At 65.2% G+C, this 21,954-nt stretch carries 20 protein-coding genes and 1 other RNA gene; 3 read left to right on the top strand and 18 right to left on the bottom strand.

Annotated features, from left to right (window positions below):
- Positions 1-94 precede the first annotated feature (94 nt).
- From ftsZ to rsmI, 18 genes are all read right to left on the bottom strand, one after another.
- A complete protein-coding gene (gene ftsZ, locus ACMV8A_RS09005) occupies positions 95-1,246 on the bottom strand; it encodes a cell division protein FtsZ (RefSeq protein WP_495325439.1) in 1,152 nt (383 codons plus the stop codon).
- Between the two features lie 46 nt (positions 1,247-1,292).
- The gene (ftsA, locus tag ACMV8A_RS09000; RefSeq protein WP_495325438.1) at positions 1,293-2,531 is read right to left on the bottom strand and encodes a cell division protein FtsA; all 1,239 of its coding nucleotides are present in this window, start codon (positions 2,529-2,531) and stop codon (positions 1,293-1,295) included.
- 16 nt (positions 2,532-2,547) lie between these two features.
- Positions 2,548-3,288 carry a cell division protein FtsQ/DivIB gene (locus tag ACMV8A_RS08995; RefSeq protein WP_495325437.1) on the bottom strand — a complete coding sequence of 247 codons (741 nt, stop codon included), beginning with the start codon at positions 3,286-3,288 and terminating at the stop codon, positions 2,548-2,550.
- Positions 3,281-4,201: a D-alanine--D-alanine ligase gene (locus ACMV8A_RS08990; protein WP_495325490.1), complete on the bottom strand. Its 921-nt coding sequence runs from the start codon at positions 4,199-4,201 to the stop codon at positions 3,281-3,283. The genes ACMV8A_RS08995 and ACMV8A_RS08990 overlap by 8 nt, the downstream gene beginning before the upstream one ends.
- A gap of 1 nt (position 4,202) precedes the next feature.
- A complete protein-coding gene (gene murB, locus ACMV8A_RS08985; RefSeq protein WP_495325436.1) occupies positions 4,203-5,108 on the bottom strand; it encodes a UDP-N-acetylmuramate dehydrogenase in 906 nt (301 codons plus the stop codon).
- Positions 5,105-6,544, bottom strand: a complete 1,440-nt coding sequence (murC, locus tag ACMV8A_RS08980; RefSeq protein ID WP_495325435.1) for a UDP-N-acetylmuramate--L-alanine ligase — start codon at positions 6,542-6,544, stop codon at positions 5,105-5,107. The genes murB and murC overlap by 4 nt, the downstream gene beginning before the upstream one ends.
- A complete protein-coding gene (gene murG, locus ACMV8A_RS08975) occupies positions 6,541-7,647 on the bottom strand; it encodes an undecaprenyldiphospho-muramoylpentapeptide beta-N-acetylglucosaminyltransferase (protein WP_495325434.1) in 1,107 nt (368 codons plus the stop codon). The genes murC and murG overlap by 4 nt, the downstream gene beginning before the upstream one ends.
- Complete coding sequence (gene ftsW / locus ACMV8A_RS08970) at positions 7,644-8,825, bottom strand: putative lipid II flippase FtsW (RefSeq protein ID WP_495325433.1); 1,182 nt, start codon at positions 8,823-8,825, stop codon at positions 7,644-7,646. The genes murG and ftsW overlap by 4 nt, the downstream gene beginning before the upstream one ends.
- Entirely contained in the window at positions 8,822-10,168 is a 1,347-nt protein-coding gene (murD, locus tag ACMV8A_RS08965) for a UDP-N-acetylmuramoyl-L-alanine--D-glutamate ligase (protein WP_495325432.1), read from the bottom strand. Before murD ends, ftsW begins: the two co-directional genes overlap by 4 nt.
- A gap of 10 nt (positions 10,169-10,178) precedes the next feature.
- On the bottom strand, positions 10,179-11,261 hold the full coding sequence (mraY, locus tag ACMV8A_RS08960; protein ID WP_495325431.1) for a phospho-N-acetylmuramoyl-pentapeptide-transferase: 1,083 nt from the start codon (positions 11,259-11,261) through the stop codon (positions 10,179-10,181).
- The gene (locus ACMV8A_RS08955; protein ID WP_495325430.1) at positions 11,261-12,646 is read right to left on the bottom strand and encodes a UDP-N-acetylmuramoyl-tripeptide--D-alanyl-D-alanine ligase; all 1,386 of its coding nucleotides are present in this window, start codon (positions 12,644-12,646) and stop codon (positions 11,261-11,263) included. The genes mraY and ACMV8A_RS08955 overlap by 1 nt, the downstream gene beginning before the upstream one ends.
- Complete coding sequence (locus tag ACMV8A_RS08950) at positions 12,639-14,150, bottom strand: UDP-N-acetylmuramoyl-L-alanyl-D-glutamate--2,6-diaminopimelate ligase (protein WP_495325429.1); 1,512 nt, start codon at positions 14,148-14,150, stop codon at positions 12,639-12,641. Before ACMV8A_RS08950 ends, ACMV8A_RS08955 begins: the two co-directional genes overlap by 8 nt.
- Positions 14,150-15,907: a peptidoglycan D,D-transpeptidase FtsI family protein gene (locus ACMV8A_RS08945; protein ID WP_495325428.1), complete on the bottom strand. Its 1,758-nt coding sequence runs from the start codon at positions 15,905-15,907 to the stop codon at positions 14,150-14,152. Before ACMV8A_RS08945 ends, ACMV8A_RS08950 begins: the two co-directional genes overlap by 1 nt.
- Positions 15,904-16,170: a cell division protein FtsL gene (ftsL, locus tag ACMV8A_RS08940; RefSeq protein ID WP_495325427.1), complete on the bottom strand. Its 267-nt coding sequence runs from the start codon at positions 16,168-16,170 to the stop codon at positions 15,904-15,906. The genes ACMV8A_RS08945 and ftsL overlap by 4 nt, the downstream gene beginning before the upstream one ends.
- Entirely contained in the window at positions 16,167-17,099 is a 933-nt protein-coding gene (gene rsmH, locus ACMV8A_RS08935) for a 16S rRNA (cytosine(1402)-N(4))-methyltransferase RsmH (protein ID WP_495325426.1), read from the bottom strand. The genes ftsL and rsmH overlap by 4 nt, the downstream gene beginning before the upstream one ends.
- Entirely contained in the window at positions 17,099-17,560 is a 462-nt protein-coding gene (gene mraZ, locus ACMV8A_RS08930) for a division/cell wall cluster transcriptional repressor MraZ (protein WP_495325425.1), read from the bottom strand. Before mraZ ends, rsmH begins: the two co-directional genes overlap by 1 nt.
- 235 nt (positions 17,561-17,795) lie before the next feature.
- An RNA gene (gene rnpB / locus ACMV8A_RS08925) (RNase P RNA component class A) lies at positions 17,796-18,161 on the bottom strand.
- A 37-nt stretch (positions 18,162-18,198) separates the two neighbouring features.
- Positions 18,199-19,044 (bottom strand): 16S rRNA (cytidine(1402)-2'-O)-methyltransferase, encoded by an 846-nt coding sequence (rsmI, locus tag ACMV8A_RS08920; RefSeq protein ID WP_495325424.1) that lies wholly within the window; start codon positions 19,042-19,044, stop codon positions 18,199-18,201.
- Between the two features lie 78 nt (positions 19,045-19,122).
- On the opposite strand from rsmI, the gene ACMV8A_RS08915 reads away from it, so the two are divergent.
- From ACMV8A_RS08915 to ACMV8A_RS08905, 3 genes are read left to right on the top strand one after another with little or no spacing between them, the layout of a single operon-like run.
- Positions 19,123-20,994 (top strand): penicillin-binding protein activator, encoded by a 1,872-nt coding sequence (locus ACMV8A_RS08915; RefSeq protein ID WP_495325423.1) that lies wholly within the window; start codon positions 19,123-19,125, stop codon positions 20,992-20,994.
- Positions 20,991-21,353: a YraN family protein gene (locus ACMV8A_RS08910; protein WP_495325422.1), complete on the top strand. Its 363-nt coding sequence runs from the start codon at positions 20,991-20,993 to the stop codon at positions 21,351-21,353. The genes ACMV8A_RS08915 and ACMV8A_RS08910 overlap by 4 nt, the downstream gene beginning before the upstream one ends.
- A gap of 7 nt (positions 21,354-21,360) precedes the next feature.
- Positions 21,361-21,954 carry a phosphoheptose isomerase gene (locus ACMV8A_RS08905; protein ID WP_495325421.1) on the top strand — a complete coding sequence of 198 codons (594 nt, stop codon included), beginning with the start codon at positions 21,361-21,363 and terminating at the stop codon, positions 21,952-21,954.

Raw genomic sequence — 21,954 nt, 5'->3', positions numbered from 1 at the left:
ATACCGCCAACTTGGGCAAAACTATACCATAGGGCAATGCCCATTCCTAGCGAACGGGTTCACAAATACCCCCCTCCCCCCAGGGGAGGTACGGTCAGTCCGCCTGGCGGCGCAGGAAGGCCGGGATATCCAGATAATCCAGACTGCCGTCAGCCTCCTTGTTGAAGCGCTCCTGGCTGGGCGGCTGGTTGCGCAGCACGGTCGGACGCTCCAGCACGCCGTAGTCTACCTCACCGTTGCTGGCGCGGTTCACCACCAGGCGTACCGGCTGCTCCGCCTGCACGGCGGCACCGTTGCCCAGGCCGGTCGCCACCACGGTAACCCGCAGCTCACCCGACATATTGGGGTCAATGACGGTACCGACCACAACCGTGGCGTTCTCGGAGGCGAATTCCTTGATGGTATTGCCCACCTCCTCGAACTCGCCGATGGACATGTCCAGGCCGGCGGTGACGTTCACCAGGATACCGCGGGCGCCGGACAGATTGATGTCCTCCAGCAGGGGGCTGGCGATGGCGGCCTGGGCGGCAACGCGGGCGCGGTCCTCGCCGGAAGCGACGCCGCTGCCCATCATGGCCATGCCCATCTCCGACATAACCGTACGAACATCGGCAAAGTCGACATTAATCAGGCCCGGGCGGGTGATCAGTTCGGCGATGCCCTGCACCGCGCCCAGCAACACGTCATTGGCCGCCTTGAAGGCATCGAGCAGACTGATCTGCTTGCCCAGCACCGACAGCAGCTTCTCGTTGGGGATGGTGATCAGGGAATCGACGTACTGCTTCAGCTCCTTGATACCCTCCTCGGCCACCGTCATGCGCTTCTTGCCCTCGAACGGGAACGGCTTGGTCACCACCGCCACCGTCAGGATACCCAGATCCTTGGCCACCTGGGCCACGATGGGCGCACCACCAGTACCGGTACCGCCACCCATGCCGGCGGTGATGAACACCATGTCGGCGCCTTCCAGCACCTCGGCGATGCGATCACGGTCCTCGATGGCCGCCTGGCGACCCACCTCCGGGTTGGCGCCAGCGCCCAGCCCCTTGGTCACGGCCCCGCCCAACTGCAGCACAGTGCGGGCACCGGACTTCTTCAACGCCTGGGCGTCGGTATTGGCGCAGATGAAATCGACGCCGTCAATATCCTGCAGCAGCATGTGCTCCACGGCATTACCGCCGCCGCCACCGACACCCACCACCTTGATAATGGCATTTTGCGCCTGCGTATCCATCAGTTCGAACATGGTGTACCTCCTCTTCCCCTGTTGAGCCCTGCCACGAGGCAGAAATTTAGAAATTCCCCTGGAACCAGCTCTTCATCCGCTGGATCACGTGCGATAAACCACCGGCACCGTGCAGCTCCGACGCCACACCGCCGCCGCGGTTATGCAACCCGAACAACAACAAACCCACGCCGGTGGAGTAGATGGGATTGCGTACCACATCCACCAGCCCGTTGACGCCCTGCGGCACACCGAGCCGCACCGGCATATGAAAAATCTCTTCCGCCAAATCCACCACACCTTCCATCTTGGCGGTACCGCCGGTGAGCACCACACCGGCGGCACACAGATCCTCGAAACCACTGCGACGCAATTCCGCTTGCACCAGGGTGAACAGCTCCTCATAGCGCGGCTCCACCACATCGGCCAGGGTCTGGCGCGCCAGGCGCCGCGCTGGACGGTCACCCACGCTGGGCACTTCGATGGTCTCGTCGGCGCTGGCCAACTGCGCCAGGGCGCAGCCGTATTTGATCTTGATGTCCTCGGCATGCTGGGTCGGCGTGCGCAGGGCCACGGCGATGTCGTTGGTCACCTGGTCACCGGCGATGGGGATCACCGCCGTATGGCGGATGGCGCCCTCGGTAAACACGGCGATGTCGGTGGTGCCGCCACCGATGTCCACCAGGCACACACCCAGCTCCTTTTCGTCGTCGGACAGCACTGCGTTGCTGGAGGCCAGCTGCTCCAGGATGATGTCGTCCACCTCCAGGCCGCAGCGGCGCACGCACTTGACGATGTTCTGTGCGGCGCTCACCGCGCCAGTGACCAGATGCACCTTGGCCTCCAGCCGCACACCGGACATGCCGATGGGTTCGCGGATGCCCTCCTGGGTGTCGATGACGAACTCCTGCGGCAACACGTGCAGAATCTTCTGATCTGCCGGAATCGCCACCGCCCGGGCCGCGTCGATCACCCGCTCCATGTCGCTCTGTGTCACTTCCTTGTCGCGGATGGCGACGATGCCGTGTGAATTCAGGCTACGGATATGGCTACCGGCTATGCCGGCATAGACCGAGTGGATCTGGCAGCCGGCCATCAGCTCAGCCTCTTCCACAGCGCGCTGAATGGACTGCACCGTCGATTCGATATTCACCACCACACCCTTCTTCAGGCCGCGCGACGGATGCGAGCCGATGCCGATGATGTCGACCTCGCCCGCCGTGGTGATCTCGCCGACGATGGCCACCACCTTGGAGGTGCCGATATCAAGGGCGACGATCAGATTTTTTTCACCTTTTCTGGACATGCGTTCCTCCCAACTCCTACGACTGCCGGAACGAGACTGCGAAGCCGTTGGTGTAGCGCAAATCGATGCGCGCCACCGTGGCACTGCGCGGCCCCAGAATGCGCGGCCAGGCGCGTACAAAGCGCTCCATCCGCGCCGGATGTTCGTTACGGCCAAGCATCAGTTCCAAACCGTTTTCCAGCACCAGCTTCCAGGCCCGGCGCTCATCCATCGCCACTTCGCTGATGGTCAGCTGCAGTGGCAGCAGCGCGCGCTGCAACTCGATGAACTGCGCCGTCACCATCACTGAAGTGCCCTGCGGTCCGCGCAGCACCGGCAGATCCGTGGCGGCCACCGGTTCCAGCGGCCTGAATACATTGCCTTCCGGGTTCACCAAGCCGCCGTCGGCCCAACGTGCCAGTACCTGCTGTTCACGCAGTTGCACCAGCAACACATCGGGCCAGGCACGGCGCACCTGCACACTGTGTACCCAGGGCAGTTGCTCCAGTGCCGCACGCACGGCGTTGATATCGATGTGCAGGAATCCGGCCTGGGCATAAGGCAACACCGCGGCCTGCACTTCTTGCGGCGTCACGTGATACATCGCGCCCTGCACACGCACCGTGCGCAGCGGCAGATTGTCCGGCTCGGCCAGCCACAGCGCGGCAGCGGCACCAACCGAAGCCAGCGCCGCCAGACCGAGCAACAGCGGCAACTGGCGCAGCCACTGCGGCCGCGTCGATCCCTGCTGCTTGCGCCGTGCCTGCGCCTTACCCATGCAGCGTCGCCTCCAGAATGCGCCACACCAGTTCATCGAACTCGATGCCGGCAGCCCGCGCCGCCATCGGCACAAGACTGTGATCGGTCATACCCGGGACGGTGTTCACTTCGAGCACGAAAGGCCGACCGGCCGTATCCAGCAGGAAATCCACCCGCCCCCAACCGCGGCAACCGAGTACCGCGAAGGCGCGCAGTGCCAACTGCTGCATCTCCTCCTCCTGTGCTGCCGGCAGTCCACAGGGGCACAGGTAGCGCGTGTCATCGCGGAAATACTTGGCCTCGTAGTCGTAAAAATCTGTGGCCGGCACGATACGTACGGCAGGCAGAGCACGCTCACCGAGGATGGCGACGGTGTACTCGCCGCCGCCGACGAAGCGCTCGGCCAACACCAGGTGGTCGTACTGCGCCGCGGCGGCGTAGGCGGCGCGCGTAGCGCCGGCGACATTCACCTTGCTGACACCGATGCTGGAGCCTTCGTTGGCCGGTTTGACGAACAAGGGCAGGCCGAGGCGCTGCTCCACGGCGGCAAAATCGCTCTGCGCGGTCAGCAGCTCGAACTCCGGTACCGGCAGGCCAGCGGCCTGCCACACCATCTTGCTGCGCCACTTGTCCATGCCGAGGGCCGACGCCAGCACACCGCTGCCGGTATAGGGCAGCTGCAACAAATCGAGGGCGCCCTGCAGCTCGCCGTCTTCGCCGCCGCGGCCATGCCAGGCGATGAAGGCCCGTGCATAGCTGCCTTGTGCCAGCACCTGCAACACATCACGCCCAGCATCAATGCCGTGCGCGCTCACGCCGCGGCGCTGCAGCGCCGCCAGCACGGCCTTGCCGCTCTTCAGCGAAATCTCACGCTCGGCCGACCAGCCGCCCATCAGCACGGCGACCTTGCCGAACACCTTGGCGTCACGCACCTCAACCACCGCTACGTTCCCCCACGATATGCACCTCACGCTGCAGCGTGACACCGCACCGCTGCTGCACCGTCATTGCCACCAGATCGATCAGCGCCTCGATATCCGCCGCCGTGGCCGAGCCGGTATTGATGATGAAATTGGCATGTTTCTCCGACACGCAAGCACCGCCGATACAACGGCCTTTCAGCCCACACGATTCGATGAGCCGCGCCGCGTAGTCGCCGGGCGGATTGCGAAACACCGAACCGGCGTTGGGCTGCTGCGTCGGCTGCGTCGCCGCACGCCTGTCGAGTAGTTCGCGGATACGCGCACTGGCCGCCTCTGTATCGCCGTGCTGCAATTGCAGCGTGGCGGCGACAAACCACTCATCGGCCGGTCCCGCCACCTCGCGATAACCGACTTGGTAGTCGCTCATGTTGCGCTGGTGGCGACGGCCTGCGCGATCCAGCGTTTCCACCGCCTGCACAAGTTTCCAGGTCTCGCCGCCGAAGGCGCCGGCATTCATCGCCAGCGCGCCGCCCAGCGTGCCCGGAATACCGGCGAAGAACTCCGCACCAATCAAACCAAGCCGCGCGCAGAAACGCGCCACCTTGGCGCAGGACACACCGGCCTCGGCACGCACCGTCACCGCATCCACCTGCTCGATGCCGTTGAGCAGACCCGCAGTGGCGATCACCGTGCCGCGTATGCCGCCGTCGCGTACCAGCAAATTGCTGCCCAGCCCCACCCAGAACAGCGGCTCCTCCGCTGGCACCTGTGCGAGAAACTGCGCCAGATCGTCGATGCCCGCCGGTTGGTAATAGCGCGCCGCCGGACCACCCACGCGCCAGGTGGTATGGCGCGCCATCGGCTCGTTCTGGAGCAGCACACCCTGCACCGGCTGGCTGCGCTGGGCCGCCATCATGACTTGCCCTCCGTCAGTTGCTGCGGCAACGCCGCTGCCGCGGCGCCGATATCGCCGGCGCCGAGGGTGAGTAGCACATCACCGGCATGCAACACGCCGCGCAGTGTCGCAGCCAGATCGTCGGGATGCGCCACGAATACCGGGTCGACCTGACCACGGGCACGGATGGCGCGGCACAACGTACGGCTGTCGGCGCCCGGGATAGGCTTCTCGCCGGCGGGATAGACCTCGAGCATCAACAGTGCATCGGTGCTGGACAGCACCTCGGCGAAATCCTCGAACAGGTCTCGCGTGCGGCTGTAGCGGTGCGGCTGGAAGGCCACCACCAGGCGCCGTTCCGGCCAGCTGGCGCGCGCCGCCTGGATGGTCGCCGCCACCTCGCGCGGATGGTGACCATAGTCATCCACCAGGGTGACGCTGCCGTCGCCCATGGCGACTTCGCCGTTCAACTGGAAGCGCCGACCAATGCCCTGGAACGCCGCCAGGGCGCGCAGGATCGCCGCATCACTCACTCCGGTCTCATGCGCCACGGTGATCGCCGCCAATGCGTTCAACACGTTGTGCCGTCCCGGCAACGCCAGGGTCACATCCAGCCAGGCCCCGCCCTCGCGGCGCATGACACGGAAGTGATTACGCAGACCATCCTGGCGCACATCGACCGCATAGATGTCAGCCTCCGGCGTCAGGCCGTAGGTGCGCACCGGCCGCGTCACCTCGGGCAGTATCTCGCGCACCACCGGATCATCCAGGCACAGTACCGCCAAACCGTAGAACGGCAGGTGGTGCAGGAATTCCACGAAGGTTTGACGCAGTTTGGAAAAATCGCCGCCGTAGGTGGCCATGTGATCGGCATCGATGTTGGTCACTACGGCGGTCATCGGCTGCAGATAAAGGAATGATGCATCGCTTTCATCGGCCTCGGCCACCAGATAACGGCTGGCGCCGAGCCGCGCATGGGTGCCGGCACTGTTGAGCTTGCCGCCGATGACGAAGGTGGGGTCGAGTTCACCCTCGGCCAGCAGGCTGGCGATCAGGCTGGTGGTGGTGGTCTTGCCGTGGGTGCCGGCCACGGCGATGCCATGACGGAAGCGCATCAGCTCGGCCAGCATCTCGGCACGGGGCACCACCGGGATGCGCTGCTCGCGCGCCGCCAGCACCTCGGGGTTATCGGCCGGCACGGCAGTGGAGATCACCACCACATCGCTGCCCGCCACATGCACCGCATCATGACCGATGCAGACCTGCGCGCCCAGACCAGCAAGGCGGCGCGTCACCGCGTTCTCCTTCAGGTCGGAGCCCGACACCTCATAGCCGAGATTGAGCAGCACCTCGGCGATACCGCTCATGCCCGAACCGCCGATACCGACGAAATGGATGCGGCGGATCCGGCCCATCGGATTGGCGTCACGGCGAGTACCGTTGCTGTTTACGCTCATGCTGCCTTCCTCGTTGCAGTGGCGGCGAGACAGGCCTCGGCCACCAGCGCCGTCGCATCGGTCTGTGCCAGACGGCGTGCCGCCTGCGCCATCACACCGAGTTGGGTGCGTCCGGCGCGCGGATCTACGGTGAAACGCCGCAGCAGTGCTGCCAGCGTCTCTGCATTCATGTTGTGCTGCGGCAACAGCAGTGCCGCACCGGCATCGACCAGATAGGCGGCGTTGCGCGTCTGGTGGTCATCCACGGCATGGGGATAAGGCACCAGCACCGCTGCCACACCGGCCGCAGCCAGTTCGCTCACGGTCAGGGCGCCGGCGCGGCACAGCACCAGATCGGCCCAGTCATAGGCCGCCGCCATGTCGTCGATGAACGGCAGCAGTTCTGCCTCCACGCCGGCCTTTGCATACGCCTGTCGCACCGTCTCCATATGACGACGCCCGCTCTGGTGACGTACCGTCGGACGTTGCTCGACCGGCAGCAGTGCCAACGCCTGCGGCAGGGTCTCATTGAGCGCCATCGCACCGAGGCTGCCGCCCACCACCAGCAGGCGCAGCGGTCCCTGATGCGCGGTATAGCGCTGCTCCGGTGCAGCGAGCGCGGCGATCGCCGGACGCACCGGGTTGCCGCAGGTGCTCACCCAAGGCGCCTCGGCAAAGGCGTCGGGGAAGGCCTGCATCACCTGCGTCGCCACGCGGCTCAACAGCCGGTTGGTCAGGCCCGCTACTGCATTCTGTTCATGAATCAGCAGCGGCCGCCCGCTCAGCCAGGCCGCGAGGCCGCCAGGGCCGGAGGCAAAGCCGCCCAGCCCCAATACCGCCTGCGGCTGACGCGCACGCACCACGGCCAGCGCCTGCCACAGCGCACGCACAATGCGCAGCGGCGCCAGCAACCAGCCCAGCGCACCCTTGCCGCGCAGGCCGGTGATGCTGATGAAATCGATGTCGATGCCGGCCTGCGGCACCAGCTCGGCCTCGATACCAGCGCGGGTGCCGAGCCAACTCACCACCGCACCGCGGCGGCGCAGCTCCTCAGCAACGGCCAGGGCCGGGAACACGTGTCCCCCGGTACCGCCAGCCATGATCAGGATGCGTGGGGCCGTCATGCCGTCTGCCCTCCGCGCCGATTTTCCCGATCCACCCGTAGCAGCAAACCGATGGCGATGCAGGTCACCAGCATGCTGGAACCGCCATAGCTCATCAGCGGCAGGGTCAGGCCCTTGGTGGGCAGCACACCCATGTTCACACCGAGGTTGATGAAGGCCTGCAAACCAATCAGCAGTGCAATGCCATAGGCGAGATAGGCGCCGAAGTGGGCACCTACCTGCGCTGCAACACGGCCGATGACGAAGGCGCGCCACACCACGAACACGAACAACAGGATCACGCCCAAGGCACCGAACAACCCCAGCTCCTCGGCCAACACGGCGAACAGGAAGTCGGTGTGCGCCTCGGGCAGATAGAACAGCTTTTGCACACTGCCGCCGAGACCGACGCCGAACCAATCACCGCGGCCGAAGGCGATGAGCGCCTGGGTCAGCTGAAAGCCGCTGTTAAAGGGATCGGCCCAGGGATTCATGAAGGTGGTGAGACGTTCCATGCGGTAGGGCGAAGTGATGGCCAGCAACGCCAACGCACTCGCCGCCAGCGCCACCAGCAGGCCGAACAGCCACAGACGCACACCGGCCAGGAACAGCATACCGAGCAGGGTCGCCCCCAACACCACCAGGGCACCGAAATCGGGCTGCGCCAACAGCAACACCGCCAGCACCACCAGCACACTCATGGGCTTGAGGAAGCCCTGCACCGTGGTGCGCACCTCATCGCCGCGGCGCACCAGATAACCGGCGGCGTAAATGATCAGCGCAATCTTCGCCAGCTCAGACACCTGCAGATTGAAGATCCCCAGCGACAGCCAGCGTGTGGCGCCGTTGACGTTGCGCCCCACACCAGGGATCAACACCAACAACAGCATGACCAGGCTAACCAACAACAACAGCGGCCCGAGACGCTGCCACACGGCCAGCGGGATCTGCACCGTGATGATGGCGAGCAGTACGCCGACGCCGACATACACACCCTGGCGCAACAGGTAGTGGAACGGCGCCCCGAGCTGGCGATCGGCGATGGAGATGGAGGCCGAACCCACCATCAGCAGGCCCAGCGCCAGCAAAGCAATTACCGCCAGCAGCAAGGGCAGATCACCCTGCGCCACCGCGGCGACGTGGCTGCGCCGCAGCGGTGGCTGCCGATAGTTGCGCCACAAAACACCGGAGCCGATCATGCCGCCAGCCTCCGCACCGCCGCGACGAATACCTCGGCGCGATGCACATAGTTGTCGAACATATCGAAGCTGGCGCAGGCCGGTGACAACAGCACACAGTCGCCCGGTTGTGCCAGGCGCGTACACTCACTCACCGCCTGTTCCAGGCTGCGGCCGGCATGCACGATGGGTACCGCACCCTGGATGGCCTGCTCGATGAGTGGCGCATCACGGCCGATGAGCACCACTGCACGCGCATGGGTGGCGAGCGCCTCGCGCAGCGGCGAAAAATCTTGTCCCTTGCCGTCACCACCGGCGATCAACACCACCTTGTCGCCCGGCATACCGGACAGCGCGGCGAGGGTGGAACCCACGTTGGTACCCTTGGAATCGTCATACCAATGTACACCGTTGATCTCCGCCACCCACTGACAGCGATGGGGCAGACCGGTGAATTCACGCAGCGCACGCAGCATCGCTGCCCGCGGCAACGCCACCGCGTCGCCCAGCGCCAGCGCCGCCAGTGCATTGGCCCAGTTGTGGCGCCCGGCGATCTTCAATTCGTCCACGGCGATGATGTCCTCGGTACCACGGCACAGACAGGTGCGGCCATCGACCCAGCGCACGCCGTAGGCCTCGCTGCTGGCGGGCACATCCAGGGTGAACCAGCGCACCTCACGTCCCGGCGCAGCCATCGCCGTCACCCGCGCATCATCGGCGTTCAACACCATCACCCCATCACCCTGGAAGATGCGCTGTTTGAGCGCGGCGTACTCCTCCATGCCGCCGTGGCGATCCAGATGATCGGCGCTGAGATTGAGCACGGTGGCGGCGCGGCAGTTGAGTGAACTCACCGTCTCCAACTGGAAGCTCGACAGTTCCAGTACGTACAGCTCAGGCGCGCCAGCCTCGTCGGATTCCAGCAACAACTCCAGCGCCGGCGTGCCCAAGTTGCCGCCCACCCGCGTCTCCAGGCCGGACGCCTCGGCCATCGCTCCCACCAGTGTCGTCACCGTGCTCTTGCCGTTGGAGCCGGTGATGCCCACCACCGGTGCATCGACGCTGCGCGCGAACAGTTCAATGTCGCCAATGATCTCCGCCCCGGCCGCGCGCGCGGCACACAAAGCAGGCTCCTGCAAAGACACGCCGGGGCTGACAACGAGGCGTGTGTGGCGGCGAAACAGCGCGGCATCGAATGGTCCGAGGTGCAGCTCCACATGCGGCCGCTCGCTGCGCAACTGTTCCAGACCGGGCGGATTGACGCGACTGTCGGCCACGACAAACCGCTCGCCGCGGCGCGCCAGGAAGCGCGCTACGGAGAGTCCGGTCTTGCCCAACCCAACGATCAGCGTCATAGCGGTCATCGCCCTTGCGTCAGCGTATCTTCAGCGAGGCCAGGCCGATCAACACCAGGATCACGGTGATGATCCAGAAGCGTACGATGACGCGTGGCTCCGGCCAGCCCTTCAATTCAAAGTGGTGGTGCAGCGGCGCCATGCGAAAGATGCGCCGGCCGGTAAGCTTGAACGAGGCCACCTGCAGAATCACCGAGATGGTTTCCATCACGAACACGCCGCCCATGATGAACAGCACGATCTCCTGCCGCACCACCACGGCGATGGTGCCGAGCGCGGCGCCCAGGGCCAGTGCACCGATATCACCCATGAACACCTGGGCCGGATAGGTGTTGAACCAGAGAAAGCCGAGGCCGGCGCCCACCAGCGCGCCACAGATCACTGCCACCTCACCGGCTCCGGGCACATAGGGCACGCCGAGATAGGTGGCGAAATGCACATGGCCAGCCACATAGGCGAACACGCCGAGCGCACCAGCCACCATCACGGTGGGCAGGATGGCCAGACCGTCGAGTCCATCGGTGAGGTTGACGGCGTTGCTGGAACCGACGATCACCAGATAGGTAAACAGGATGAAACCCAGCCCCAGCGGCAGCGCCACGTTCTTGAAGAACGGCACGATGAGCTGGGTTTCCACCGGAGCCTGGGCGGTGTAGTAAAGGAAGATCGCGGCGCCGAAACCGAACATCGACTGCAACAGATATTTGTGCTTGGCACGCAGCCCCTGTGACTGCTTCTTCACCAGCTTGATGTAATCATCGAGCCAACCGACAAAACCGAACAGCAGGGTCACCACCAACACCACCCATACGTAACGATTATCCAAGTCGGCCCACAACAGGGTGCTGATGACGATGGCGACCAGGATCAGCGCACCCCCCATGGTCGGCGTACCGGCCTTGGACAGATGGCTCTGCGGCCCGTCATTGCGCACATGCTGGCCAATTTGATACAGACTGAGGCGGCGGATCATTGCCGGCCCGAGCAGCAGAGATATCGCCAACGCCGTAAGGATGCCGAGAATGGCGCGCAAGGTGAGATACTGAAATACGTTGAAACCGCTATGGAACCGCGTCAGATATTCGGTCAGGTACAACAACATCAGCCACGCCCCCCTTCTTGCAGCGCTTCCACCACCCGTTCCATGCGGGCGCTGCGCGAACCCTTGACCAGTACCGTCGAATCCACCGTCAGTACCTTACGCAGCGCTGCTGCCAGCGCCGCACAATCCGCAAAATGCTGCGCCCGCATGCCGAACCCCTCTACCGTGGCCAGACTGAGCGGGCCAGTGGCATACAACGCGTCGATGCCGGCGCTACGGGCATAGGCACCAACCTCACGGTGCAGCTGCATGGCGTTCGCACCCAGCTCGCCCATATCGCCCACCACCAAGATGCGCGGCGCGGCGCAGGCGGCGAGCACATCGATGGCGGCGCGCATGGAGGCGGGATTGGCGTTGTAGCTGTCGTCGATGAGCTGGGCGCCGTTGAACGCGGCACGCCGCGCCAGGCGGCCGGCCACACCCTGCATGCCTTCAAGGCCGCGGCGGATCGCCTCGAGGCTCAGGTCCAGCGCCAGCGCCAAGGCGGCGGCGGCCAGGGCGTTCATCACGTTGTGGCGTCCCGGCACCGGCAGCAACAGTTCCGCCTCTCCCACTGGGGTCTGCAACCACAGCCGGCTGCCGCACCCTTCCGGCTGCCAGCGCGCGGTAACGGTGGCCTCTGGCGCCATGCCGAAACAGAGCTGGCGCTGGGTACCGGCCATACCGCGCCACAGGTCGGCAAAGGCATCGTCGGCATTGATCACCGCCACACCGTTTTCGCGCAGGCCGCGGTAGATCTCACCCTTGGCGCGGGCCACGCCCTCGACGGACCCAAAGCCTTCCAGGTGGGCCGGACCGGCGTTGGTGATCACCGCCGCATCGGGCTGCGCCAGATCGCTCAAATAGGCGATCTCGCCGGCATGATTGGCCCCCATTTCGATCACCGCATGGCGATGCTGTGGCGTGAGCCGCAGCAGGGTCAGCGGCACGCCGATGTCGTTGTTCAGATTGCCCTCAGTGGCCAGCACCGCACCGCTCTGAGCGAAGATGGCACGGCTCATCTCCTTTACCGTGGTCTTGCCGTTGCTGCCGGTAATCGCCACCAGTGGCGTGTTGCAGTGCAGGCGCCAGGCTGCCGCCAGACGCCCCAGCGCGAGTCGGGTATCCCGTACGATGAGCTGCGGCAGCGGGCTGTCCACCGCACGCTCCACCAGTAACGCGACCGCGCCGCGCGCCGCCGCTTCGGCAACGTAGTCATGGGCGTCGAAGCGCGGGCCACGCAGGGCGATGAACAGCGCTCCGGCAGGTAACGATCGCGTGTCGGTGCTGACGCCATGGAACTCCACGTCGGCACCCGTGCGCTCGGCCGCTAGCCAGGCCGCGGCCTGCGTCAGACGGGTACAAATGCCTTGCGGCTGCGGCGAGGTGGAGTTGGATTCAGACATCACTCTTTCCCCGCAGGCAGCGTGCGACTTCATCGCGATCGGAGAACGGCAATACCTGGCCGGCGATGAGCTGTTCGGTTTCATGCCCCTTGCCTGCCACCAGTACGATGTCGCCCGCCTCGGCCATGCCAATGGCATGCGCAATGGCAGCGGCGCGATCACGCATGATGTAGGCCGCGTCCGCTTCCTTCATGCCGCGCTGGATGTCTTCGATGATATCCCAGGGATTCTCGCTACGCGGATTGTCGTCGGTGAGCACCACCCGATCCGCCAGCGCCTCAGCCAGTTGCCCCATCAGCGGACGCTTGGCACGATCGCGATCACCACCACAGCCGAACACGCACCACAGCGTGCCGGTGCAATGGCCGCGCAAAGCCTTGAGCACCTGCTCCAGCGCATCGGGGGTGTGGGCATAATCCACTACCACCGTCGGCTGCTGTGCGGTACCGAAGCGTTCCATCCGCCCCGGCACCGTATGTACCTGTTTCAGGCGCTGCACCGCCGTGTCGAAGCGCATGCCTCCCGCTACCAGTGCGCCCAGCGCAGCCAGCAGGTTGGCGGCATTGAATGCGCCGAGCAGGGCAGTGGCGATGCGCGCCTCACCCCAGGGCGACGATACGGTGAACGACAATCCCACCGGGCTCAATTGCAGATCGCTGCCGCGCAGCACCGTACCCGTGGCTTGCTGCGCCACCGGCCCGAAGCCGTAACCGATGCGATCGAGCCGACCGTCCAGCTCGCCGTACCATTGGCTGCCGGTAGCATCATCAAGATTGATCACCGCCGCCTTGAGACCGTCACACTGGAACAGGCGCCGCTTGGCCAACGCATAGGCCACCATATCGCCGTGATAATCCAGATGTTCGTGGCTCAGGTTGGTGAACACCGCCACCGTGAAGGCGATGCCGGCGACCCGCTGCTGATCGAGGGCATGGGAAGAAACCTCCATCACCGCATGAGGGGCACCGGCTGCCTGCTGCGCCGCCAGTTCCGCCTGCACCGTGACGGCGTCGGGGGTGGTATGGCCGGTGCTGCGCAGCGCGCCGTACAGGCCACTGCCCAAGGTGCCGATTACGCCGCAGGGTGCATCGAGGGACAGTGCCTGAGCGATGAACTGGCTCACCGAGGTCTTGCCGTTGGTGCCGGTGATGCCGTACACCGTCATGGCACGGCTCGGCTCGCCATAGAAGCGCGCCGCGATGCTGCCGGTCTTGGCGCGCAGGGCAAGCACCGACACCACCGGAATTTCCCACACCGCCACACTGGCCGGCGGCACCTGCTCGTCCACCAGCACCGCCACAGCGCCGCGCTCCACGGCCTGCGCGATATGCGCGGCGCCGTGATCGCGGCTGCCACCCAGCGCGATGAACAAATCGCCCGGCTGCACCTTGCGGCTGTCCAGGGTCAGGCCGGTGACGCGGCAACCGGCAGCAACGGAACCATCCACCAGTCCGCGCAACAGCTCCGCCAACGCATAACCCGGCTCCAGACGCGGCGCGGCCATCATAGGACACCCCGCGAGGTTGCCTTGGCAGACGCCGCCGGTGCCGGTACGGTCACGTCGGCCAGCTTCACGCCCAGCGACTCCAAATCATCCGGCGCGATGTCGAGCAGACGCAGGGCACCGCTCATGACCCGCCCGAATACCGGCGCCGCCACCTGGCCGCCGTAATACTCGCTGCCCTGCGGCTCGTCGATCACCACCACCATCGCCAGACGCGGTGTGGCGGCCGGGGCGAAGCCGGCGAACAACGCCATATAGTGTTTGTCGGAGTAACCGCCGCTGGTCACCTTGCGCGCCGTACCGGTCTTGCCACCGACGCGGTAACCGGGCACGGCAGCGCGACTGCCGGTACCGTCCTTGCCCACCGCCAGCTCCAGCATCGCACGCACCTGCTGTGCGATCTGCGGATGCATCACCTGGCGCTCATCCGCCACACCGCCACCCACCGGCAACAGAGTGACCGCATGCATGCGGCCATCGGCGGCCAGTGCGGCATAGGCCTGCGCCAACTGCAGCGAGGTGACGGAGAGTCCGTAGCCATAGGACAGGGTGGCACGCTCGGTTTCACGCCAGCGCACATAATCGGTGAGCAGACCGGAGGCCTCGCCGGGGAAGGCGCTGGCAGTGATGCTGCCGAGACCAAGACGGCTGAACACATCCCACAGCTGTTGCGGCTTGATGGCCAATGCCATGGTGGCGGCGCCGACGTTGCTCGATTTCTGGATCACGCGACTGACGTCGATGCGGCCGTAGTTATGCACATCACGCACGGTGAGACGGCTGTTGACACGCAGAAAGCCACTGCCGGTGTCGATGGGAGTGTCGGGACGGTACTTGCCACTCTCCAGTGCTGCCGCCACGGTGAACGGCTTGATGGTGGAGCCCGGTTCGAACACATCGGTGACGGTACGGTTGCGCAGACGATCATTGCTCAAATCGCCGCGGTTGTTGGGGTTGTAGGCCGGCTGATTGACCATCGCCAGTACCTCGCCGGTGGTTACATCCAGCACCACGGCAAATCCGGCGCGGGCCTGGCTGCGCTGCACCGCCGCCTTCAGCTCACGGTAGGCGAGATACTGCACGCGGCGATCCAGCGCCAGACGCAGATCCTGGCCGGGGCGCGGTTCGCTGATGCTCTCCACGTTTTCCACGATGCGGCCGAGACGATCGCGGATCACGCGCTTGCTGCCCGGGATACCCTTGAGCCAGGCGTTGTGCAGCAGTTCGATCCCTTCCTGGCCGACATCATCGATGTTGGTAAAACCGACCACATGGGCGAACACCTCGCCGGCGGGATAGTAGCGGCGGTACTCCCGCTGCAACGCCACACCGGGGATCTCCAGCGCCATCACCTTTTGCGCCAGTTCCGGCGTGATATGGCGGCGCAGATAAACGAACTCGCGCTCCTGACGCCGTGCCAGCAGTTGCTCCATCCAGCGCGGGTCCACTTCAAGCACGCGGGCCAATGCCTTCCACTGATCACGCGCCGCCGCCAACTCCTTGGGGTTGGCCCACACCGATTCCACCGGTGTACTGATCGCCAGCGGCTCGCCGTGGCGATCGGTAATCATGCCGCGATGCGCCGGCACCTCCACCACGCGCAGGGCGCGGGCGTCGCCCTGATTCTGCAGAAACTCACGATTGAAGACGTGCAGGTCCACCGCCCGCCACATCAGCACCATGGTGGCGAGGCCGAGGGCGCCCAGCACGAAACGCAGGCGCCCGGCATAGTGCGGAATGTTTTCGCGCTCGCTCATGGCTTCACCAACACCACCGCCGCCGGCGATGGAATCATCATGTCCAGTTTGTCGCGGGCGATGACCTCGATACGGCCATGAGTCGCCCAAGTACTCTGTTCCAGTTGCAGCCGGCCCCACTCGATGTTCAGGTCATCGCGCATCTTGTGCTGGGCCTGCAATTCCACGAACGACTTGCGTGCCTGATGCTGCGTGTACACCACGCCCAGGGCGGTGGCGAACACTGCAGCGGCGAGCAGGGTGAGGAACATGCGTCCGATCACGCCGGCTTCTCCGCCACGCGCAACACCGCGCTGCGGGCCCGCGGATTGGCTGCCACTTCCTGCGCACCGGCGACGATCTTCTTGCCCACCGCACGCAGCCGCGGCTGCCACATCTGTGCCTGGGTCAACGGCAGATCGGGCGGCAACGCCTCCCCCTGCTGCTGCTGGCGGATGAACTGCTTCACCCGGCGGTCTTCCAGCGAGTGGAAGCTGATCACTGCCATACGCCCACCTACGGCCAGCATGTCGACGCTCTGCGTCAGAAACTCATCCAGATCTTCCAATTCGCGGTTGATGAAGATGCGCAGCGCCTGGAACGCACGCGTCGCCGGATCCTTGCCCTTTTCCCAGGCCGGATTGGCGCGCGCCACGATCTCCTGCAACTGCGCGGTACGGGTGATGGGTACCTCGGCACGGCTGCGCACGATGGCGCGCGCAATGCGCTTGGCAAACCGCTCTTCGCCGTATTCCTTCAGCACGCGGGCGATCTCCTCCTCCGCCGCCTGCGCCAGCCAATCGGCGGCGCTCATCCCACTCTCCGGATCCATGCGCATGTCCAACGGACCGTCGAGGCGAAAACTGAAACCGCGCTCGGCCTCGTCCAGCTGCGGCGATGACACCCCGAGATCGAGCAGAATGCCGTCCACCTTGCCCATCCAGCCGCGCTCTGCCACCCGCTGCCCCAGCGTGGTGAAGCTGCCGTGCTCGATGGAAAAACGCACATCGCTACCGAACCGCTGCTGTGCCACGGCCACCGCCTGCGGATCCTTGTCCACCGCCAGCAACCGGCCTTGGGGGCCGAGCCGCGCCAGGATCTCGGCGGCATGACCGCCGCGGCCGAAGGTGCCGTCCAGATAGATGCCATCCGGGCGCACCCGCAGCGCTGCCAGCACCTCTGCCAGCAGCACCGGCTTGTGTTCCATCATCATCAGAGCACCAGGCTCTGCAGCTCGGGCGCCAGTGCCTCACCGGCGCGGAACACGCCCTCGGCCAGCATCTGATCACGCTGGGCATTCCAGCGCTCTTCGTCCCACAGCTCGAATTTCTTGCCCTGCCCCACCAGCACCAACTTGCGGTCCAGGCCGGCGTACTCGCGCAGGGTGGGCGCCAGCAGGATGCGGCCAGCACCGTCCATCTCGGTGTCGGTGGCATAGCCGACCAGCAGGCGGCGCAGCTTGGTAGTCATGGGATTGAAGGCAGGCAGGGCGGCGATCTTGGCCTCGATCTCCTCCCATTCCGGCTGGGGGTAGATCCACAGGCAGCGATCGTCCGTGTGGATGGTGATGACCAGATTGCCCCCGGCGCGCTCCAGCAGCAGGTCGCGGTAGCGCGCAGGCATCGCCATGCGGCCCTTCGCGTCCAGCGTCAGTGCGGTAACACCTCGGAACAAGTTATGGCCCCCCTGGAACTCCATATCCCATTTTTTTCCACTTCGATCCACTTCCGCACACTATAGGTACCGCGGGGCTCCTGTGTCAAGGTGGAAATGGGATATTAATTCTTATGTGACAGTAACTTAGCGCAGGTGGGTTGAGGTGGAATATGAGGAAATCCGGGCCTTTTCGAGCCTAGTGAAATCAATATGTTGGAGGATGAAGCTGGAGTGGACTGTGAAGAGTGAAGAAGGTGGGAGCCGGCCTGTAAGCCGGGTTCTGTCGTGGACGACCATTCATCTGGGATGTGCGTCACCGCACACCTCAAGCAACCTACCCGGGAACTGTGCGGGCCGCACATTGCGGCCCGAAGGCCGCCCGCTCCCCTATTTGGTCTTGCTCCGAGTGGGGTTTACCGTGCCGCGGACTGTTACCAGCCGCGCGGTGCGCTCTTACCGCACCTTTTCACCCTTACCGGCGCCCGAAGGCGCTTAGGCGGTATGTTTTCTGTGGCACTTTCCGTCGGCTCGCGCCGCCCAGGCGTTACCTGGCACCCTGCCCTGTGGAGCCCGGACTTTCCTCCATACCTTGCGGTACCGCGATCGTCCGGCCGGCTCCCGTGCGTATTATGTGGGTCGGGCCTCAATCCGACAACTCACTGGGGCCGCTTGACCAGATAATCGTAAATCTGGTTCTTCTTGGCCCCGGTGATCTTCGCCGCCAGGGCCGCCGCCTGCTTCACCGGCAGCTCGGCGGCCAGCAGCTCGGCGACGCGGCGCGGCTCCTCCTCCAGCGCATCGGCGGCCGGAAGCGGCGCGCCGTGCACCAGCAACACCGCCTCGCCACGCTGCTGATCGCTGTCATGGCGCACAAACTCCACCAACTCCCCCAGTGGGGCGCGGCGCAGGGTCTCGAAGGTCTTGGTCAGCTCCCGCGCCAGCACCGCCAACCGTTCGGGGCCAAACACTGCCGCCATGTCCTCCAGGGTTTCCAGCAGGCGGTGCGGCGCCTCGTAAAAGGCCAGGGTACGGCGTTCAGTGGCCAGCCCTTCCAGCATATGACGGCGCGCCGTGCTCTTGGGCGGCAGAAAGCCCTCGAAGACAAAGCGATCGGTGGGCAGGCCGGCGGCGGACAGGGCGGTGACGAGGGCACTGGCGCCGGGCACCGGCACCACCCGAATGCCCGCCTCGTGGGCGAGCCGGGTCAACGGAAAGCCGGGATCGCTGATCAACGGGGTACCGGCATCAGAGATGAGGGCAACGTCTTCACCCTGCTGCAGCCGCCGCACCACCTCCGCACTGGCCTCGCGCTCGTTGTGCTCATGCAAGGCGAACATCGGCGTCTGGATGCCGAAGTGGCGCAGCAGGCCGGCACTGTGGCGGGTATCCTCGGCGGCAATACGCGCCACGCGCTGCAACACCTCCACCGCCCGCGGCGTCATGTCGCCCAGATTGCCGATGGGCGTGGCCACCACATAAAGCGTTCCCGCATTCGTTGACACTCGCCGACTCCCTTATTGATACTGTGCGCTCTCGGGCAAAACACCGTTGCCGCCTTTTGGTATTATCCGTCTTCTTCCATGCGCACACTATTCAAAACATCCCTCACCCTGCTCGCCCTCGCCCTGCTCGCCGCCGGCTGCGCGGTGCAGCCCAGCGCTCCCCGCGTCGAGGTAAGCGAGGGCGCCGCCCAGGCGGCACTGCGCAAGGCCGACTATGAGGCAGCGGCAAGGGAATACCTGCGCCTGGCCGAATCACCCAAGTATTCCGCCGCTGAACGTCAACAGTTCCGTCTGGAGGCGGCTGACGCGTTGATCCATGCCAACCAGCCGGCCAAGGCGCTGCAACTGGCGGAACTCATCGAACCCGCACCACTGGCCGCCGCGCAGCAGGTACGGCTGCGCCTGCTGAAGGCCCGCGCCTGGCTGGCCCTGCGCAACGCCGAACGGGTGCTCGAGGCGCTGGCGGCACTGCCGCCGGCCGGCACTGCCGCAGCGACGCTGGACGAATACCATCTGTTGCGTGCCCAGGCCTACACCCTGTTGGGCAACCATCTGGAGGCCGCGCGCGAACGCGTGCTGCGCGGCCGCTATCTGCACGACGAACAGGCCATCACCGACAACCAGCAGCAACTCTGGAATGCCTTGACCCAGCTTTCCGCCCACACCCTGCGCGCCCTGCGCTTTGCCCCGCCGCCGGACGAATTCAGCGGCTGGATGGCGCTGGCGGAGATTGGCAAACAATACCAGCTCGGCCGTCGCGAACTGCAACAGCTCGCCGAGGGCTGGCGGCAGGCCTATCCGCAGCACCCGGCCCGCCAGCAGTTCATCGATGAAATGCTGCGCCGCAGCGCCCAACTGGTGTTGCAGCCGAAACAGATCGCCCTGCTCCTGCCGCTGTCCGGTCGTTTCGCCGGTGCCGGCACCGCCGTGCGTGACGGCGTGATGGCCGCCTACTACAACACACCGGAAAAACAGCGCATCGCCATACGCGTCTATGACGTTGCCAACCCGGCACGGGTGTTGCCCAGCTATGAGCAGGCGCTGCGCGAAGGCGCGGATTTCGTCATCGGCCCCCTGGACAAGGACGGCGTGACAGCCTTACTAAGACGCGATGAATTCCCGATACCGACCCTGGTGCTCAACAGCATCGACAGTTTCCGCCTGCCCGACAACCTGTACCAATTCTCGCTGTCGCCGGAGGAGGAGGCGCAGCAAGTGGCGGAATATGCCTGGGTACAGGGTTACAGCCATGCCGCGGTATTCGTACCCGAGGGCGAATGGGGCGAGCGCATCGAACAGGCCTTCAGCCGCCGCTGGCAGGACGTGGGTGGCGCCGTCACCACCCTGGCGCGCTACGACGGTAGCAAGAACGACTTCGCCCGTCCGCTGCGCACCCTGCTCAACCTGGATCTGAGTGATGCGCGCCACCGCCGCCTGCAGGCCGTGGCCGGACAGAAACTGCACTTCGAACCGCGGCGCCGTGAGGATATCGACTTCGTGTTCCTGGCCGCCTTTCCACGTCAGGCCCGTCTGATCCGGCCGCAGCTCAAGTTCCACCATGCCGCCGACCTGCCGGTGCTGGCCACCTCCCACATCTATTCCGGTGCCGTCGCCCGCGAGCTGGATCGCGATATGGACGGTGTGGTGTTCGGCGATATGCCGTGGACCCTGAAGGCGCCCACGCCCAATCAGTCGCTGCGTAAGGATGCCGATGCATTGCGCATCAGCGACAACGCCCTGCAACGGCTCGTCGCCCTGGGCAGCGATAGCTACAACCTGATCCCGGCGCTCAAGGTACTGGAGGCCTATCCATTCGAACGCTTCCACGGCGAGACCGGTTCCCTGCGCCTGGATCCGCAGCGGCGACTGAGCCGCCAGCTCACCTGGGCCCGCTTCAACGGCGGCATACCGCGTATCACCGAAAGCGGTGCCGACCCCGCTCAGCCGTGACCGATCGTGCGGCCCTGGGACAGGCGGCCGAAAACCTGGCCTGTGCCTACCTGCAACGTAGCGGCCTGACCCTGCTACAGCGCAATTACCGTTGCCGCCGAGGTGAACTGGACCTGGTCATGCGTCAGGGCGATACCACGGTATTTGTCGAGGTGCGTTACCGCAGCCCTTCTGCCTTTGCCGACGGCATCGCCAGCGTCGATCGCCACAAGCAGGGGCGGCTGCTGGCCGCCGCCGAACATTACTTGCAGCAAAACCCGGACGCCGCGCGCCGTCCCTGCCGCTTCGACGTGGTTGCCATAACACCGGAACGGGGCGAAAACCGCGTAGAATGGATCACCAACGCCATCGAGAATTGATTAGCTCATGAACGAACTCGACCGCATCAGAAACCACTTTCAGGAAAGTATCCGCACCAAGGAGATGGCGCTGGAATTGCTGACACCGTCCATCGCCACGGCAGCAGAGATGATGGCGCAATGCCTGGTGAAAGAGGGGAAAATCCTCAGCTGCGGCAACGGCGGCTCGGCCGGTGACGCCCAGCATTTTTCCTCCGAGCTGCTCAACCGCTTTGAGCGCGAGCGGCCCGGACTACCGGCCATGGCGCTGACCACCGACTCGTCCACCCTCACCTCCATCGCCAACGATTACGACTACAGCCAGGTGTTTTCCAAGCAGGTGCGCGCCCTCGGTCACGCCGGCGACATGCTGCTGGCCATCTCCACCTCCGGCAACTCGGCCAACGTGCTTGCCGCCATTCATGCCGCCCACGATCGGCAGATGACCGTGGTAGCGCTCACCGGCCGCGACGGCGGCACCATGGCGGCGGCACTGAAGGAAGGCGACGTGGAGATACGCGTGCCGGCCCAGGTCACCGCCCGCATCCAGGAAACGCACCTGCTGGTGATCCACTGCCTGTGCGATCTCATCGATCTGCACCTGTTCGGAGAGGAGGGCTGA

The sequence above is a fragment of the Sulfurivermis sp. genome, from assembly GCF_059410345.1.
The sequence above is the reverse complement of the archived record's forward strand: the minus strand, read 5'-3'. Positions and strand labels throughout refer to the sequence as shown.